Below are 15,139 nucleotides of genomic sequence, written 5' to 3' on the forward strand. Positions count from 1 at the left end.
TATACTTATATTGTGAAGTTAATTTAAATCAAAGATATTATTAATTATTATACTAGTTGATATGATTCATTTAATTTAATTAGAGGTTATTTCATGAAAATAGATGGTGAAGTTACAACCGGTTTGGGAAAGGCAGCATACTTTTTATCACAGGACTTTTACACAAAGGAGTTTAAGAAAAATTTGGGTTTTATTCCGTACCCCGGAACATTGAATGTTGTTGTAAGCGATGAATATTTGGATGAAATAAATGAAATTAAAAACAATTGCGAAAATTTAATCAAGCCGGATACAGAATTTGGAGCTGTAAAATACATTGAAGCTAAATTAAACGATGAAGTATCCGGAGCTATTGTATTTCCAGCAAAAACTACACATGAAGAGAATTATTTGGAGTTTATTGCTGAAAATAAATTGAGAGATCAGTTAAACCTCAAAGATGGTGACAGCGTATCTTTAGAGTTTTAGACGTTTTTTTGTTCATTTCTTATTTTTTTGATTTCTTCTGGTGTTAGTTCTGTTTCTTTTTGTATTTTTTCATCGGTTTCTCCATTTTTAATCATGTATATAGCCATTTTTTCGCATATTTCTTTTTTCCCTTCAATTTTTCCTTCTTTTTTTTGTCTTTGTCCGTAATCGTATACTGCGTTCATTTTTCCACCTAATGCATAAGATTGCTGCTTACTTTTTGCAAAATTTAAATTAACTAATTATTGTATAGTTTTAAATATTTTCTTATTTTTTTGATTTCCTCTAGAGGTAAACCTGTTTCTTTTTGTATTTCTTCATTACATTCGCCTTTTTCAATCATATATGTTGCAAATGAATTATATCCTATTTTGTAACCTATTTCATAACCTTCTTTATAACCTTCTTTATAGCCTTCTTCTCTTTTTCTTTCACCATAATCGTGTACTGCACCCATTTTTCCACCTAATTTATTAAATATATATTAAAATAATATTTAAATCTATTTAACTTTTTAGTTTCCTATAAAAACAATTTTACACTCTTAAATCAATTTTTTAAAGTCAAAGCAATTTTTTACTATCAGGGCAATATTTCCCTAGCAAAGGTTACCACAAAGTATTTTATACATGATAAATATATTTGATAATACGTTCTCGGGGGCGGGGTGCAATTCCCCACCGGTGGTGATTTTTTAAAAATAAGTCCACGAGCACATAGACGTGTTGATTTGGTGAGATTCCAAAACCGACGGTGATAGTCCGGATGGAAGAGAAGAAATAGTTATTCAGTTATTTTTAGCCCGGGTTCTAGTAAATATGGAGTGTTACTATGAATCAAGAAACAAACTTAGATAAAGCTCTAGAAGCTATTAGAAATGGTGAATTCGTTCTGGTTTTTGACGACGATGACAGGGAAGGCGAAGTTGATATGATTATCGCTTCCGAATTTGTAACCCCTAAATCCGTTGCAACCATGAGAAATGATGCAGGCGGTCTTATCTGCAACTGTTTACACGCTGATTTTTGTGAAGCTATTCATTTGCCTTTTATGGTTGATATCATGAAAGCGGCAACTGAAACATATCCTGAACTTGCAAAACTTGCACCTACCGATATTCCGTATGATGAGAGATCCTCATTTTCAATTTGGGTAAACCACAGGAAATCCTTTACCGGAATTACAGATGTCGACAGGGCAATGACCATTAGCGAATCCGCATTGATGATGAAAGAAGAAAGATTCGATGAATTCGGTGCAACATTCAGGTCTCCAGGTCACGTATGTCTTTTAAGAGGAGCAGAAGGACTTGTTAAAAACAGACAGGGACACACTGAAATCGGTCTTGCATTATGTGAACTTGCAGGCGTTACACCGGTTTGTGTAGTCTGTGAAATGATGGATGGTGAAACCGGTAAAGCTACATCAATCGCTGATGCTCGCAAATACGCTGAAGAAAACGGTTTAGTCCTGCTTAGAGGCGAAGACGTCATAAATAAATATTTAGAAGAATAATTAATTCAAATTATTCTTTTTTTCTACAATATATTCTGCAATGAATTGGGTAATCTGTTGGATTTTGTATGAATTGTAAATGCTGAATGCGACATATTTTCCATCATTCATTCTGATTTCCAAACCATCCTTAACTTCTTTTGATTTGTTTATTTCAGTGATTTTTATCCATGGAACCCTTAAATTTTTGTTTTTAAGCGCTTTTTCTATATGAATTCCGTCGTCCTTGAATTTGACGATTCTAACGATTCTGCGGTTTTTATCAGATCCGATCTGTATGTCGCCATTTTCGTCAAAAACATAATCCGGTATAAAGCAGGTTGCTTTCCAACCCTGTTTCATTTTAACTAGAACATGCGCCCTATCCTTTTTTGTAAGTTTCACGCCTTTTTCGGGACTTAAATTAAGAGCCATTTATATCATCCTACTTTTGATTTCCTCAAAGGAATATATTTTTTCAAATTCCACTTCACGGGCCATATTGATAATCTCATCGATATTTAAGTTATTTTCAATAAGATCCATTGCATGTGAGGTGAAAAGTTCATATCTTATTTCCACTTCCGGAATGAATCCTCTCATGTCGGCTGATTTAAGTTTCGGAAGCTTTAATATTCTATCGACACTTGTGTTGTTTTTGATGTATGGAACCACATTGTCGAATATATCGTCATTGTATACCTTGTTGAGCAAGATTCCTTCTACAGAGATTCCGAATTTTTCAAGCATATTGGCCTGTGCAACGATATCTATCGCTGCGGATTCAATTCCACCCTTGTTGACGCCTGTAGCCAATATCATCGGAATGTTTGATGACATTGCTATTTCTGCTGCTGAAAAAGGTACTTTTTCGTTTAAAAGACCGGTAAATACACTCATTACCCCTTCGATAAGTACAATATCATAGTCTGATGAGTTGAGTTTCGCGACAGTAGATTCGATGTCGGCCCAACCGAGGTGTCCGATTTTCACTGATGCATAATCTTCCATTTTTCCTTTTGTCAGGTAAAGTCCAGGTATAATATCACGTACATCAGGGCCTACCTTAAGCAGTGCAACCTTATAGCCTCTTTTTCTTAGGGCTCCGGCCAATCCTGTGAGTATGAAGGTTTTGCCTGAGTCGGATCCGTTACTTCCAATCATCAGGTATTTTGGTTTTCCCATCGGTTTAACTGCAGGCACTTTGATTCCTGTATGGATTCCAACTTCGCTTTCGAGATATTTTTTGACTTCAAGATTTCTATTGTAAATGTCATCGAGGTCCTGTATATCTATTTGTTCTACTATATTGTCTACAAGAACTGGATTTTCATCCAGAATGCCGTGAATCATTGTACCGATAACGTTTTCGTCGTCGTTGCATGCTCCGGAAAAGATGTTGTAATCGCCTTTTTTGTTTGTATCGCCATAGTTCATCCTTTGAACCTGTGAATAGAAAAGAGGTTTGGCATCCCCTTCAACCTTGCCGTAAGTGTGGGTATGAAAACCGGTAACGTCTTCGGTTTGATTTTTAACCAGAAATGAGTTGTCATATACCTTTGCCTTTACCCTGTCACTTGTTATCAACGGTGAGAAATTAACATCAATCAGTCCAAGGCCGTCCTTGACGATTGGCACTGGGGATTTTCTTCCTATATCAATCTGGTTTGAAAGCAGCTGAAAGCCTGCACATATTCCGATAATCGGTTTTCCGTCACGAGCCATTTTTTTGATTTCTCTGTTGAGGTCCATGTTAATGTCATTTGACTCAATCAATGTTCCGCCGGGAATGATTAATGCATCCAGTTCATCTGATGCTTTGTTTCCATTTACCAAACCGTTTTCCTTAACGATATCGGTCGGTAAGTTTCCAAAATCTTCAAATCCGGGAACTGATCCGTTTATATAGGCAAGTCCAATTTTTGTCATACAAAATACCTCTCATTAATATAGTATTTAAAGGTGCATTTCAAGTGTAAAATTTTTGATAAAAAAAATAAAATTATTGAGTGTTTTCAAAAACACTCATTGCTTTGATAATTTTCAAGTCATCCAGCGGTTTTGCCTGAATCTGCAATCCTACAGGAATGCCTTCAACTTCACCGGCTTTTATGCTTCCAGCCGGAATTCCTGCAAGGTTAGCTATTACAGTCAATACATCGTAGGCATACATTTCCATAGGTTCGATTTCCTCTCCAATCTTGTGAGGAAGCTTAGGAACTGTAGGTCCTACAATCAAATCAACGTTTTCAAGCATTGAGGTAATTTCTCCTCTGATAACGGATCTTGCTTTAAGAGCCTGTTTGTAGTATTTTCCGCTGAATTCAGCTTCCGCAATATGTGAACCGGTTTTGATTCTTCTCAATACTTCTTCTCCACAGACCTCTTCAATTCTGGATCCGTATTCCCTTCCGTCATATTTTCTTGTAGCTGAGAAGAATTCCACGTAGTTAATCAGGTAATATGTAGGTAAACATAAGTCGATGTAGTCAAAGCTTACTTCAACAAGTTCAGCACCAGCTTCAACAAGTTTGTTTATTGCCAAATTCACGGTTTTGTTGATTTCCTCATCAGTAACGTCAATGAATTCCTTACATACCGCAATTTTCATGCCTTCAAGACTGGTGTCATCCAATACTTCGGTAAAGTCAGGCTTTTCCCAGTTGAGGGTGGTACATTCGGTTTCGTCATATTTTGCAATTGTATTTAATGCAAGTGCAATACCGCTTACGTCCTTTGCCAATGGTCCGATTTGGTCAAGACTCATTGACAGGTCAAGAAGACCCTGTCTTGAAACAGCGCCGTAGGTCGGTTTGAATCCGACGACTCCACAGTGTGATGCAGGGTTTCTGATGGATCCTCCGGTATCGGAACCGATTGAAATGTCACACATTTCAGCTGCAATTGCCGCAGCACAACCGCCTGATGAGCCTCCAGGGATTCTGCCCATCGCCGCAGGGTTTTGGGTCGGACCATAGTATGAGGTTTCAGTTGAACTTCCTGCTGCAAATTCATCCATATTTAAAATACCGATAATTATTCCGTCTTCAGCCAATATATCTTCAACTACTGTAGCGTTATAGCTTCCGATGTAGTCTTCAAGAGTTTTAGAAGCTGCTGAAATAATCATGTCTTCAACATTAATGTTTGCTTTTATACCAAATACTAAACCAGCTAAAGCACCAACTTCTTCGCCGTTGGCAATCTTTTCATCAATAGCTTCAGCCTGTTTTAATGCATTTTCATAGTTCAATTCAATGAATGCATTAATATTTTCGTTATTTTCATCAATAACTTTAATGAAGCTTTCTACATTTTCTTTAGCTGTCATTTCTCCATTTTTAATGGAGTTTAACTTTTCAATAACGTTCATTAAAACACCTAATAATCGTAATTTATAATATTAATATTCTATTTTTTAAGGTTTATAAAGTTGTTTTTTTATTTAACTAAAAATTGCTTTGACTTTGTAGAATTGCTTTAACACTGTAAAATTGCTTTTATTTAAAACTAAACGATTTAAATACTTTAAAATTCAAATTAAAAATAAAAAATAGCTATTTAACATAATTTTGGTGTCAATAATGACTTTGATTGATAAAATAACCTTTAAGTTTAAAAATTTACTTCGCTTTGAGAAATTAAATCCTGTTGATAATTTTGAGATGGCTGAAGATTTTGAAGGGGATTATCATATTAACAACATTGATTTATTTAGAAATTTGATTTCACAACATTATGAACTTAAGGAGATTATTTGGGTGGCTATCTATCATTGTTTAAATACATTTGATTCTTCTAAAGAGTTTTTAACTGTATTAGATCTAAATTTTGAAATTATTGCTGATTTAATTGAAGGTGATGAGGAGCATGTTATTATTCCGGAAATTATTAAAAAAGAAATTTTAGACGGAAATGTTCTGGCTACTTTCCATAATCATTTTTAAGGAGCTATTATTCCATCGTCTAATGATTTGGAAAATACTATTTTACCATTTTTGAAGTTTATGGTAATTACTTCCCATGGAAAAATAGGAATTATTATAAATGACAATAAAGAGTTTGATGCTGAATTATTTAATCTTTTTAAACAGGATTGGAATTTGTATTTGGCATTTATTAATTGGTGTTTTAATAATGAGAGGAGTAACGAAATTAAACAACTCCAAAATACTCATCCCTTTATTTTGGATAAACGAGTAAAAGAGCAAATCCTTTTTGAAAAATATATTTCAAAAAATCTTTCAAAATTTATTAAAGAATTTAATCTAAGAATGGAAAAATATAATGTTTATTTTTTACAAATTATAATTAAGTGTGATGATAATGACTGAAATTTTAGAATCTTTTGATAGCAGATTAAGGATTGGTAATGTTGGTATTTTATTTAATATTTATAGGGAAGAGAAAATATCTATGGAAAACCGGAGAGAGTATGAAAAATATCTCGAAGAAACTTATCCCGATGATTATGAAAATTTCCTAGAATATAAATCAAAAGTTAAAGCTAAAACTCCTAATATCAAGGAATTAATCTTCAATTGGCTCGACGGCAAAAGTGAAATTCCGGAGTTTAAATTGTTCATTGTTTAGTGGTTTAAATGAAAAAAGCGGTCGTATTTGATAATTCAGGAACATTAATAGAAAGATATAGGGTAATTAAGGATGTCATTAACGGTAACATTTTCACAGACATCAACTCTTTAGATTTGATTGACCAGGCTGATGCTCTTGCTTTGGTTGTCCTTCAGTTCAACACAAACAAATTGCTGAAGCTTGATTCGGATACCTTAATTTCAGATGTCATCAAACAATATAACATCGATTTTGACATTAGCTTTTCTACCAAACAGGTTTCTAAGGCTGAAGTTAAGGAAATCCTCGATAATGAAAAGACTTCCACTATTTCAGACATTACCGACGGCTTTGACATTCTTCGCGAAAAGATTCCCCATATGGAGCTGTGCAACGGATCTGCATTAATCGTTGATATGGATTTGGGCATTGTGGCTTATACAATTACTTCAGCTGGCAAGTTTTTCCCAAAGGTTTTCGAAACTGTAGAAACCTTAAAGTCAAGGGGTATTGAAATATTCATTGCCTCCGGAGACAGAAAAGGTGCTATCAACAAGCTTGCGAACATGTTGGATGTTCCCGAAGACAATGCCTACGGAACAGTTTCAACAAGAGGTAAATGTGAAGTAGTATCCATTTTAAAGGATGCCGGCTATAAGGTCATGATGGTCGGTGACGGTCTTAATGACATACTTGCTTTTAAAAATGCCGACGTCAGTGTCTTAACCATCGAACAGCAGGAGGAAGTATCCCCTAAAATGATGGACAAGACTGATTATGTCATTGAAGACATATTCGAGGTTACAATGATTGATTTCTGATATTATTTTTTTGCTTCTAATAACTTATAAGTTATAACTTATAAATAATAACTTATAAAAAAATAATATAAATTAAAGATTTTCAATGACTTTTTTGCTCTTTAATATGTTATCGAAGTTATTCAGCTCAATAATTCCGACATCTATCTTTTTAAGCAAGTTCAAATCAAGCGTACCATCGCCCAATGCAATATGCTGGTCTTTAACACCGTCATTATCATTGAGATGACAGTAGCTGATGTTTTTAAGCTCAAGCATTTCTTCCAGGTTATTGCATGTGTTTCCATGGCCTGTATCGATTGTCAGTGCACAGCCGGTTTCCTGCTGGATGCGTTCAAGTTCTTCAACTGTATTTGCAAGAAATGATTGTCGCACAGGCATGTTTTCAACTGATATTTCCACATTTGTGCTGTCCATAATTGTTCCTACACTTTCGATAGCTGTCTCCATGGCCCAGTTTCTCAACTGCGGATCATTTCTGCCGATTTTTCCGGGGTGTACGGTTACTGTTTTTGCACCTATTGTTTCTGCAAACTCGGCGCATCGAATCATCTGATTGACACTTACTTCCTTTATTTCCTTGTTAATACTGGCTATGTTTAAATCAACTGTAGGGCCATGAATTCTTACGTCCAGTCCGCAGTCAATGTATTCCGGATTTTCCTTTTCAAAAAAAGGTCCTTCACCCAATATTTCCAGCATCTCAAACCCGTGCTTTTTTGCCAGATTGATGATTTTCTCATTGGGTTGCATGAACAGTGCCAGTGTTGTAAATCCGAGTTTCATGTTTAATGATTTGTAGTTAATATATAAAATTTTTATATTTTTTTAGACAATAAATAATCATAATAAACAATAAATGGAAGTATTGATATGCAGAATATGGAAGTGCTAAAAAAGGCGAATATGAATCTTGCCGATAAGATTTATATTTTTGATACAACTTTAAGGGACGGTGAGCAGACACCCGGTGTTGCTCTGACAGTTGAAGAAAAGATTCAGATTGCCCAAAAGCTTAACAATTTGGGCGTTGATAAAATTGAAGTTGGCTTTCCGGCCTCTTCCAAAGGTGAAATAGAATCAGCAAAAAAAATCAAATCCATGGATTTGGACTCCACATTGGTCGGACTTTCACGTTCCCTTACAAATGACATTGATGCAGTTCTCGATTCCGGTCTGGATTATGTCCATACTTTCATAGGCACTTCCCCGTTGCATCGTGACTTCAAATTAAAGATGAGTAAAGAACAGATCATTGACACTGCCGTCAGCGCTGTTGAATATGCAAAAGATCATGGTCTGTCTGTCGAGTTTTCAGCAGAAGATGCAACAAGAACAGAGCAAGATTTCTTATTGGATATATTTTCCGGTGTTGTTGATGCCGGAGCTGACTTTCTGGATGTCCCAGACACAGTAGGCGTTCTGACTCCTGTATTTACTCGTGAGCTGATAACCTACATTAAGGATAATTTTAAGACTCCAATCAGTGTTCATTTCCACAATGACTTCGGTTTGGCAACGGCAAATACCCTTACAGCCATTGAATGCGGAGCCAATCAGGCTCACGTTACCATCAACGGTTTGGGTGAGAGAACCGGTAACTGCTCTTTGGAGGAACTTGTAGTTACATTAAAGGTTGCATATGGAATTGATCTTGGCCTTGACACTACAAGACTTTACAGTTTATCCAATCTTGTCGGACGCCTTACAGGTGTTAAGATGCCTGTCAACAAACCTATCGTTGGTGACAATGCGTTTGCTCACGAGTCCGGAATTCACGTCCATGGAATTTTAAACAACTCATCCACTTATGAGCCGATGTCACCTGAGATGGTAGGCCATTCCCGCCGTATTGTTTTAGGAAAACACACTGGTGCTAATGCTTTAAAATCCAAACTGAAGGAATACCACATTGATTTAAATGATGATCAGTTTTGTAAGGTTTTTGACGATATTAAGGCTTTGGGTGACAGTGGAAAATGCGTTACCGATGATGACCTGATAGCTATTGCAATCACTGAGCTGTCTTCTGCCCGTGAAACCCCGATAGTTTTGAAGGGTTTGGGTTTATCGTCAGGAAGCGGAGTTTCACCTACGGCTACTGTAAGACTTGAAATTGACGGTGAGGAAAAAGAAACAGCCAGTACCGGTGTGGGTCCTGTTGATGCGGCACTAAATGCTATTCGATTTTTGATTAAGGACACTATGGATATTGAACTTGAGGAATATAATCTTGAAGCTATTACCGGCGGTACAGATGCTTTGGCTGAGGTATTTGTAATAAGTTCAGACTCCCACGGCAACAAGTCAACCGGCAGGTCAACAAATCAGGACATAGTCATGGCAAGTATTTTGGCAGTTCTTGACTCAATAAATAAATTATTGTTAATTCAAAGAGCACAATAATTTAACTTTTTTTAATTTTTTTATTTATTTTTAATTATTTTTAATTTTCATACTGTTTTTTAATTTCTTTATAAATTAATTTGAATATTATTATAATAATATTTTAGATATTTAATCAATATTCAGAGTTTAATGTTAATTATTATGTAAAATTTTATATACATCTACTTTCTTAAATCTTATATGGTGATTTCATGGAAAATAATACTATATTTGTAGGTAGCAAACCTGTCATGAACTATGTTTTGGCAGTAGTTACTCAATTCAATGAAGGATCTGATAGTGTACTTCTCAGAGCTAGAGGTAAAGCTATAAGCCGTGCAGTTGATGCTGCCGAAATTGTAAGAAATAGGTTTGTACCTGAATCCGATGTTACAGACATTCAGATTTCCACTGAAGAAATTGAAAACTATAACGGAGAAAAAACTAATGTTTCTATTATTGAAATTTTAATTGAAAATGGTGAATAGCTCTTTTCAATCAAATTTCTTTAATATATTTCTTTCAAACAGATATTTTGAAAGATATATGTTTGAAGTGCCTTTACCATGCGCTTCTGTCTTGTTTTTAACGATAGCTTTTAAAACACTGTCAATATCCTTTTCACAGTCAATCAGACTGTAGCAGTCACCGACAAATTTCCAGTAATGTGAATCACTTGCACCAAGTGCTGGAATATTTTCTTTAACTGATAACTTTTTTGCCTTATGATTGCAGTATCCTACAATAAATCTTGCGTTTTTTGTCTCGATTGCATCAATGTTCAACTTTTTATAGTCAGTTTTATGCAATAGTCCATGCCGGTAAAAGCAATACGGATGGGGTATAATTGCAAGACCACCCAAATCATGAATTCTGTCTATTGTTTCAGCAGGTGATAGGTCTCGAGGTATGATTTCCTCACATCCAAAACCAAGAATATGGCCATGTGATGAAGAAATCTCAATAGATGGAATTGCCAGTATATCTGTATTTCTGGTTTTTTTCAAAACTTCGCTTGTTCCGTCTACGGTATTGTGGTCGCTGATTGCAATGATGTCGATATTTCTCTTTTGTGCAACCTTTAAGATGTCATCAATTTTGGATTGTGAGTCTGGAGAATATTCACTGTGTATATGGGAATCCATTTTAAGCATTTTATCTATCCTAATGCAGTTTTTATCAGCCCTATAGTTCCGGTCATCATAACATCTCCTCCGGGACATGCATGATGCCAGTCGAGATTGGTTTTTTCAATAAGTTCTCTTTTCGGACCGCTTACTATCACTTTTTCTATTTTGGATATCGGGTTTAGGACATGTGCGCCATGACCATGGTCATTGTAGACCTCTTCATTTGTAATTTCACCTGAAGCAAGCCTTTTCATGTATCTTTCAAGTGACTCGCCGGTGAGACTTGATGTGTGGTGTTCAAACACTCCCTGAATTTTTCCGTCCTCTATTGATGCGGCTGTTGTGTGTCCGTTTCCTATATCTATTACAATGAAACTTTTTAGGTTTTTGGCTATCTCATCATAGCACATTCCCGCAATTGAAGCGAATTTTGTATCCATTATCAGTGGAACGTCTTCAATTCCCTCATCTTTTATTGTTCTTCTTACAGCTTGCATTCTTGTGTAGTATTCAGGCAGATCATCTCTAAAGCCGAACTCCAGCGGTGAAATTGGATGTGAAATTTTTTGTCTAATCTTTTCAAATCTGAAGTCACGGTCTCCCATATTTTCATTGTAGCCGTGGTCCTGAACTGCGATTGCAATTTCATCAAAGTCAAATTCAAGATCATAGCCTAAAAGGAATTCGGATAATTTGGTAATGTTAATGTCGCCTAAGGTAATTTTAGTATAGTCTTTGTAGTCTTTTTCACCATCGGCTATTTCAAATCCGAATGATTTGACCTGTTCTAGATTGTCACGGATAGTTTTTGCACATTTTTCTTCCAATACAACATCATACCCCTTTTTCTTATGTTCGAGAAGGGTGTTTTTTATTTTTCCTCCGCCCATTATTTCACCCTTAAGATATATGTCATTGTCGATTTCTCTAATCTGTTGGGATATATACAGGTGCGGGGATGGCAAAACTAATTTAATTGAGTTTTCAAGTTCCTTTTCGGTGTCATAAATCATTATATCCTGAGTTCCTGTTCCGACATCAATTGCTAATATTCTCATGATTTTAAATTGTACTTTATAATATTAATAATTGTATAGTACATTTTTGTACAACAAAGCTTTAAATAGTACATTTTTATAACTATTATTATGAATTATAAAATTACTTTATCATCCGAAGAAGTGCCTAAACAATGGTACAACATTAACGCTGATTTGCCAGTTGAACTTCCTATGCCTAAAAACAGTGAAGGAAAAGATCAGATTGGTTCACTACAAAAAGCTTTCACAAAAGCAGGTCTTGAACAGGAATTTTCAACCGAAAGATATATCAAAATTCCAAAAGAAGTTCGCCAGTTATATATGCAGATGGGAAGACCTTCCCCATTGTTTAGAGCTACAAAACTTGAAGAATATTTGAATACTCCCGCCAAAATTTACTATAAAAGGGAAGATACTTCGCCTACGGGTTCACATAAGTTAAACTCTGCTATTCCTCAGGCATATTTTGCCAAAAAAGAAGGTGTAGAAAGACTGACTACTGAAACCGGTGCTGGCCAGTGGGGTACTGCACTTTCTCTTGCATGTAATCTCCTTGATATGGACTGTACAGTTTATATGGTTAAGGTCTCATTCAACCAAAAGCCTGACAGAAAAAATATTATGAACATTTACAACGGTAACGTTTACGCTTCTCCAAGTGAAAATACCAAAATCGGCCGTCAGATTTTAGCTGAAAATCCTGACCACCCTGGTTCATTGGGAGTTGCTATTTCTGAAGCTATGGAAGAGGCTCTTGAAAATGATGAAGTCAAATACTCACTTGGAAGTGTCTTGAACCATGTAATGCTCCATCAAACTGTAATCGGTCAGGAACTCAAAACCCAGCTTGAAATTGCTGAAGAAGAGCCTGACGTAATGATTGCCTGTGCAGGAGGAGGCAGTAATTTTGCAGGATCTTTATTCCCATTCATTAAAGACAAGATTGACGGAAATTCAGATACACAATTCATTGCAGTTGAACCTAGTGCATGTCCTACTTTAACACAAGGCAGCTATGAATATGACTTTGGAGATGTAAACGGATTTACTCCAATGCTTAAGATGTTTACATTAGGCCATGACTTTGTTGCTCCTAGTGTTCACGCAGGCGGATTGAGATATCACGGTATGTCACCTCAAGTTTCCCTTTTAACTAAAGAAGGCTATATTGAACCTAGAACAGCTCATCAAAGAGATGTTTTCGAAGCCGGAATTACCTTTGCCCGTAATGAAGGTATATTGCCTGCTCCAGAAACCACTCATGCAATCAAAGTTGCAATTGATGAAGCTCTTAAATGTAAAGAGACTGGTGAGGAAAAAACCATCGTGTTTAATTTCTCAGGTCATGGTATGTTGGACCTTAAAGGTTATGCCAGCTATTTTGAAGGAACAATGCAAAACGCAAAATAATCCTTCATTTATTTTTTTTATAATTTTTTAGTTATAAGTTATAAGTGATAACTTTTTTTTGTTATAACTTATAACTTATTAATGTTAACAAATAAGTGTTAACTTAGATGTGAAAACAAATAATTTATAAGGAAGAAGTTATAAAATATAACTTATTTGTTAAAAGTTAGTTATGATAAGTTATTTCTTAAAACTTATTTTTTATAACTTTGCAGTTTTAACTTAAAACTTAATTCCTATCCCTTAGAAGTTAAAACTTAGAAGTTATTTCCTTTAAGTTTTCACATAAAAGTTTTAACTTAATCCTTTTAACTTATACTGAATAACTTATTCGTTATTCTTTAGAACTAGTAATTTTTAAGTTATAATTCATAACTGATAACTTAAAACTTATCAGAAATAGGAGAATTCTTTAATGAGTGAAGTAATTGCGGTGATGAATCAAAAAGGGGGCTGTGGTAAGACAACTACTGTTGTAAATACTGCAACATCTCTAGCGGTAATGGGAAAATCTGTTTTAGTTGTAGATATGGATCCTCAAGCTAATGCGACAACTAGTTTTGGGATTGATAAGACTAAAGTGGAAAATTCTATCTATGAAGCTATCATAGGGGATATAAGTGTTAAAAAAGCAACAATTCCTACGTTTATTAAAAATTTGTTTATTATCCCAAGTAATATATCCCTCAGTGGTGCTGGTATGGAGCTTTCAAAACGTGAAAATTATCACATTATATTGAAAGAAACCCTTAAAGATGTTGTACCATTATTTGACTATATATTCATAGATTTGCCTCCTTCATTAGGTGTTCTTACTGTCAATGCATTAGTAGCTTCAGATAGTGTTCTGATACCTATCCAAGCTGAGTATTATGCCTTGGAAGGAGTAGCTGATTTGATAAATACTATTAAATTAGTTGAAAAAAGACTCAGAAGCCCAACTCCAATCAAAGGAATTCTCCTAACTCTATATGATAAGAGAACTAGACTCAGTAAGGATGTTCACAAGGAACTCAAGAATCATTTTGGAGAAAGTAACCTGCTGTTCAAGACAATCATTCCAAGAAACATCAGACTGGCTGAAGCGCCAAGTTTCGGTAAGCCTTGTTTGATTTATGATCCTGACAGTACAGGAACAAAAGCTTATTTGAAGTTAGCTAAAGAGATTCTCAAAAGAGACGAGGAGGGTCAATAAATGGCTGGTAAAGGACTTGGAAGAGGTTTGGATTCACTGATTCCTGAATTTTATGATGAGGATTTTGACAGCAATTCACCACAGTCTCTTGAAGACATGTTGAATGAACAGGTAGAATCTCCAGCTGAAGAAAAGGAATCTGGCGAAAAACAAAAGAACATATTTGAAGAAATCGAGGAAGAAAATGATAAGGAAGATGATTCAAATACCGCTGGAGTTTCAGATGGCCCGGATGAAGCACAAGAAGAAATCCAAGAAGATGAAATTGCTGAAGATGGCGACTCACCCGAAGAGGACAGCAGCGATATTTCTGGCGAAGAAAGCGTACAAACAGTACCGGAAATCCAGGTAGATCCATCCCATATAGATGAGGTTACCCAGATTGTTGATAAAAATCCAAGGATTACACTTTGGTCTTCAAGATCTGCGGCTGTTTTAAGATATTTAAGAAAAACCGAGCCGGAATTCAGTATTTCAAAGGAAGCTTCCACTTTGATTGACGAAGCCGTTTCCAAAAAATACCCTGAAATATGGGAATTATTCAACCAATACTAATTTTTTACAATATTTTTTTCGTGTCAAAATAGATTATACTTTACACTTGAAACTGTTATTCGA

Annotated in this window: 19 protein-coding genes and 1 riboswitch; of the genes, 11 read left to right on the plus strand and 8 right to left on the minus strand. The window is 35.4% G+C overall.

From position 1 onward, the window contains the following. Nucleotides 1-93: 93 nt before the first annotated feature. A complete protein-coding gene (locus Q0W04_RS00930; RefSeq protein ID WP_298499034.1) occupies nucleotides 94-468 on the plus strand; it encodes a DUF120 domain-containing protein in 375 nt (124 codons plus the stop codon). Here the strand turns inward: Q0W04_RS00930 and Q0W04_RS00935 are convergent. Both Q0W04_RS00935 and Q0W04_RS00940 read right to left on the minus strand, forming a co-directional pair. Beyond that, nucleotides 465-653: a hypothetical protein gene (locus tag Q0W04_RS00935; protein ID WP_298499037.1), complete on the minus strand. Its 189-nt coding sequence runs from the start codon at nucleotides 651-653 to the stop codon at nucleotides 465-467. The genes Q0W04_RS00930 and Q0W04_RS00935 overlap by 4 nt on opposite strands. A 53-nt stretch (nucleotides 654-706) precedes the next feature. Beyond that, nucleotides 707-925: a hypothetical protein gene (locus tag Q0W04_RS00940; RefSeq protein ID WP_298499040.1), complete on the minus strand. Its 219-nt coding sequence runs from the start codon at nucleotides 923-925 to the stop codon at nucleotides 707-709. Nucleotides 926-1,116: 191 nt separating this feature from the next. Continuing rightward, nucleotides 1,117-1,249: riboswitch (FMN riboswitch) on the plus strand. Between the two features lie 50 nt (nucleotides 1,250-1,299). Between Q0W04_RS00940 and ribB the strand changes: the two genes are divergently transcribed. Continuing rightward, entirely contained in the window at nucleotides 1,300-1,983 is a 684-nt protein-coding gene (ribB, locus tag Q0W04_RS00945) for a 3,4-dihydroxy-2-butanone-4-phosphate synthase (protein ID WP_298499043.1), read from the plus strand. On the opposite strand, the gene Q0W04_RS00950 is transcribed toward ribB, so the two are convergent. The 3 genes from Q0W04_RS00950 to gatA form a co-directional block, all read right to left on the minus strand. Then, entirely contained in the window at nucleotides 1,984-2,397 is a 414-nt protein-coding gene (locus Q0W04_RS00950; protein WP_298499046.1) for a hypothetical protein, read from the minus strand. Next, nucleotides 2,398-3,891, minus strand: coding sequence for an AAA family ATPase (locus Q0W04_RS00955; protein ID WP_298499049.1), 1,494 nt, complete (start codon nucleotides 3,889-3,891; stop codon nucleotides 2,398-2,400). Nucleotides 3,892-3,964: 73 nt separating this feature from the next. Further along, complete coding sequence (gatA, locus tag Q0W04_RS00960; RefSeq protein ID WP_298499052.1) at nucleotides 3,965-5,335, minus strand: Asp-tRNA(Asn)/Glu-tRNA(Gln) amidotransferase subunit GatA; 1,371 nt, start codon at nucleotides 5,333-5,335, stop codon at nucleotides 3,965-3,967. Nucleotides 5,336-5,546: 211 nt separating this feature from the next. Here gatA and Q0W04_RS00965 point away from each other — a divergent pair, with 211 nt between their 5' ends. The 4 genes from Q0W04_RS00965 (at nucleotide 5,547) to Q0W04_RS00980 (ending at nucleotide 7,358) form a co-directional block, all read left to right on the plus strand. Next, complete coding sequence (locus Q0W04_RS00965) at nucleotides 5,547-5,909, plus strand: hypothetical protein (RefSeq protein ID WP_298499055.1); 363 nt, start codon at nucleotides 5,547-5,549, stop codon at nucleotides 5,907-5,909. A 27-nt stretch (nucleotides 5,910-5,936) separates the two neighbouring features. Continuing rightward, nucleotides 5,937-6,296: a hypothetical protein gene (locus tag Q0W04_RS00970; RefSeq protein ID WP_298499059.1), complete on the plus strand. Its 360-nt coding sequence runs from the start codon at nucleotides 5,937-5,939 to the stop codon at nucleotides 6,294-6,296. A gap of 82 nt (nucleotides 6,297-6,378) precedes the next feature. Next, on the plus strand, nucleotides 6,379-6,555 hold the full coding sequence (locus tag Q0W04_RS00975) for a hypothetical protein (RefSeq protein ID WP_298499062.1): 177 nt from the start codon (nucleotides 6,379-6,381) through the stop codon (nucleotides 6,553-6,555). 8 nt (nucleotides 6,556-6,563) lie between these two features. Next, complete coding sequence (locus Q0W04_RS00980; protein WP_298499066.1) at nucleotides 6,564-7,358, plus strand: HAD family hydrolase; 795 nt, start codon at nucleotides 6,564-6,566, stop codon at nucleotides 7,356-7,358. Between the two features lie 72 nt (nucleotides 7,359-7,430). Here Q0W04_RS00980 and Q0W04_RS00985 read toward each other — a convergent pair whose 3' ends face one another. After that, nucleotides 7,431-8,144: a sugar phosphate isomerase/epimerase gene (locus Q0W04_RS00985; RefSeq protein ID WP_298499069.1), complete on the minus strand. Its 714-nt coding sequence runs from the start codon at nucleotides 8,142-8,144 to the stop codon at nucleotides 7,431-7,433. Between the two features lie 96 nt (nucleotides 8,145-8,240). Here Q0W04_RS00985 and Q0W04_RS00990 point away from each other — a divergent pair, with 96 nt between their 5' ends. Together Q0W04_RS00990 and albA are read left to right on the plus strand one after the other, a co-directional pair. Then, entirely contained in the window at nucleotides 8,241-9,764 is a 1,524-nt protein-coding gene (locus Q0W04_RS00990) for a 2-isopropylmalate synthase (protein WP_298499072.1), read from the plus strand. Between the two features lie 194 nt (nucleotides 9,765-9,958). Beyond that, nucleotides 9,959-10,234 (plus strand): DNA-binding protein Alba, encoded by a 276-nt coding sequence (albA, locus tag Q0W04_RS00995; protein WP_298499075.1) that lies wholly within the window; start codon nucleotides 9,959-9,961, stop codon nucleotides 10,232-10,234. 6 nt (nucleotides 10,235-10,240) lie between these two features. Here albA and Q0W04_RS01000 read toward each other — a convergent pair whose 3' ends face one another. Both Q0W04_RS01000 and Q0W04_RS01005 read right to left on the minus strand, forming a co-directional pair. Continuing rightward, nucleotides 10,241-10,900, minus strand: a complete 660-nt coding sequence (locus Q0W04_RS01000; RefSeq protein WP_366938606.1) for a PHP domain-containing protein — start codon at nucleotides 10,898-10,900, stop codon at nucleotides 10,241-10,243. A 5-nt stretch (nucleotides 10,901-10,905) separates the two neighbouring features. Continuing rightward, on the minus strand, nucleotides 10,906-11,934 hold the full coding sequence (locus Q0W04_RS01005) for a DUF1786 domain-containing protein (protein ID WP_298499081.1): 1,029 nt from the start codon (nucleotides 11,932-11,934) through the stop codon (nucleotides 10,906-10,908). A 90-nt stretch (nucleotides 11,935-12,024) separates the two neighbouring features. On the opposite strand from Q0W04_RS01005, the gene Q0W04_RS01010 reads away from it, so the two are divergent. The 3 genes from Q0W04_RS01010 to Q0W04_RS01020 all read left to right on the plus strand — a co-directional run bounded on the left by Q0W04_RS01010 (nucleotide 12,025) and on the right by Q0W04_RS01020 (nucleotide 15,076). Further along, nucleotides 12,025-13,326 (plus strand): TrpB-like pyridoxal phosphate-dependent enzyme, encoded by a 1,302-nt coding sequence (locus tag Q0W04_RS01010; protein ID WP_298499084.1) that lies wholly within the window; start codon nucleotides 12,025-12,027, stop codon nucleotides 13,324-13,326. A 415-nt stretch (nucleotides 13,327-13,741) separates the two neighbouring features. Further along, a complete protein-coding gene (locus Q0W04_RS01015; RefSeq protein WP_298499087.1) occupies nucleotides 13,742-14,521 on the plus strand; it encodes a ParA family protein in 780 nt (259 codons plus the stop codon). Then, entirely contained in the window at nucleotides 14,522-15,076 is a 555-nt protein-coding gene (locus Q0W04_RS01020) for an AAA family ATPase (RefSeq protein WP_298499089.1), read from the plus strand. It abuts the gene before it with no gap. Nucleotides 15,077-15,139 lie beyond the last annotated feature (63 nt).

The organism is uncultured Methanobrevibacter sp., assembly GCF_947170395.1.
Lineage (GTDB): Archaea > Methanobacteriota > Methanobacteria > Methanobacteriales > Methanobacteriaceae > Methanocatella.

Bases quoted from the DNA above. Each gene is read 5' to 3' on its own strand.
- albA (WP_298499075.1), top strand. From the start codon at position 9,959: ATGGAAAATAATACTATATTTGTAGGTAGCAAACCTGTCATGAACTAT.
- Q0W04_RS01020 (WP_298499089.1), top strand. From the start codon at position 14,522: ATGGCTGGTAAAGGACTTGGAAGAGGTTTGGATTCACTGATTCCTGAA.
- Q0W04_RS01010 (WP_298499084.1), top strand. From the start codon at position 12,025: ATGAATTATAAAATTACTTTATCATCCGAAGAAGTGCCTAAACAATGG.
- Q0W04_RS00985 (WP_298499069.1), bottom strand. From the start codon at position 8,144: ATGAAACTCGGATTTACAACACTGGCACTGTTCATGCAACCCAATGAG.
- Q0W04_RS00975 (WP_298499062.1), top strand. From the start codon at position 6,379: ATGGAAAACCGGAGAGAGTATGAAAAATATCTCGAAGAAACTTATCCC.
- Q0W04_RS01005 (WP_298499081.1), bottom strand. From the start codon at position 11,934: ATGAGAATATTAGCAATTGATGTCGGAACAGGAACTCAGGATATAATG.
- ribB (WP_298499043.1), top strand. From the start codon at position 1,300: ATGAATCAAGAAACAAACTTAGATAAAGCTCTAGAAGCTATTAGAAAT.
- Q0W04_RS00990 (WP_298499072.1), top strand. From the start codon at position 8,241: ATGGAAGTGCTAAAAAAGGCGAATATGAATCTTGCCGATAAGATTTAT.
- gatA (WP_298499052.1), bottom strand. From the start codon at position 5,335: ATGAACGTTATTGAAAAGTTAAACTCCATTAAAAATGGAGAAATGACA.
- Q0W04_RS00935 (WP_298499037.1), bottom strand. From the start codon at position 653: ATGAACGCAGTATACGATTACGGACAAAGACAAAAAAAAGAAGGAAAA.
- Q0W04_RS00950 (WP_298499046.1), bottom strand. From the start codon at position 2,397: ATGGCTCTTAATTTAAGTCCCGAAAAAGGCGTGAAACTTACAAAAAAG.
- Q0W04_RS00965 (WP_298499055.1), top strand. From the start codon at position 5,547: ATGACTTTGATTGATAAAATAACCTTTAAGTTTAAAAATTTACTTCGC.
- Q0W04_RS00980 (WP_298499066.1), top strand. From the start codon at position 6,564: ATGAAAAAAGCGGTCGTATTTGATAATTCAGGAACATTAATAGAAAGA.
- Q0W04_RS00940 (WP_298499040.1), bottom strand. From the start codon at position 925: ATGGGTGCAGTACACGATTATGGTGAAAGAAAAAGAGAAGAAGGCTAT.
- Q0W04_RS00955 (WP_298499049.1), bottom strand. From the start codon at position 3,891: ATGACAAAAATTGGACTTGCCTATATAAACGGATCAGTTCCCGGATTT.
- Q0W04_RS01015 (WP_298499087.1), top strand. From the start codon at position 13,742: ATGAGTGAAGTAATTGCGGTGATGAATCAAAAAGGGGGCTGTGGTAAG.
- Q0W04_RS01000 (WP_366938606.1), bottom strand. From the start codon at position 10,900: ATGCTTAAAATGGATTCCCATATACACAGTGAATATTCTCCAGACTCA.
- Q0W04_RS00930 (WP_298499034.1), top strand. From the start codon at position 94: ATGAAAATAGATGGTGAAGTTACAACCGGTTTGGGAAAGGCAGCATAC.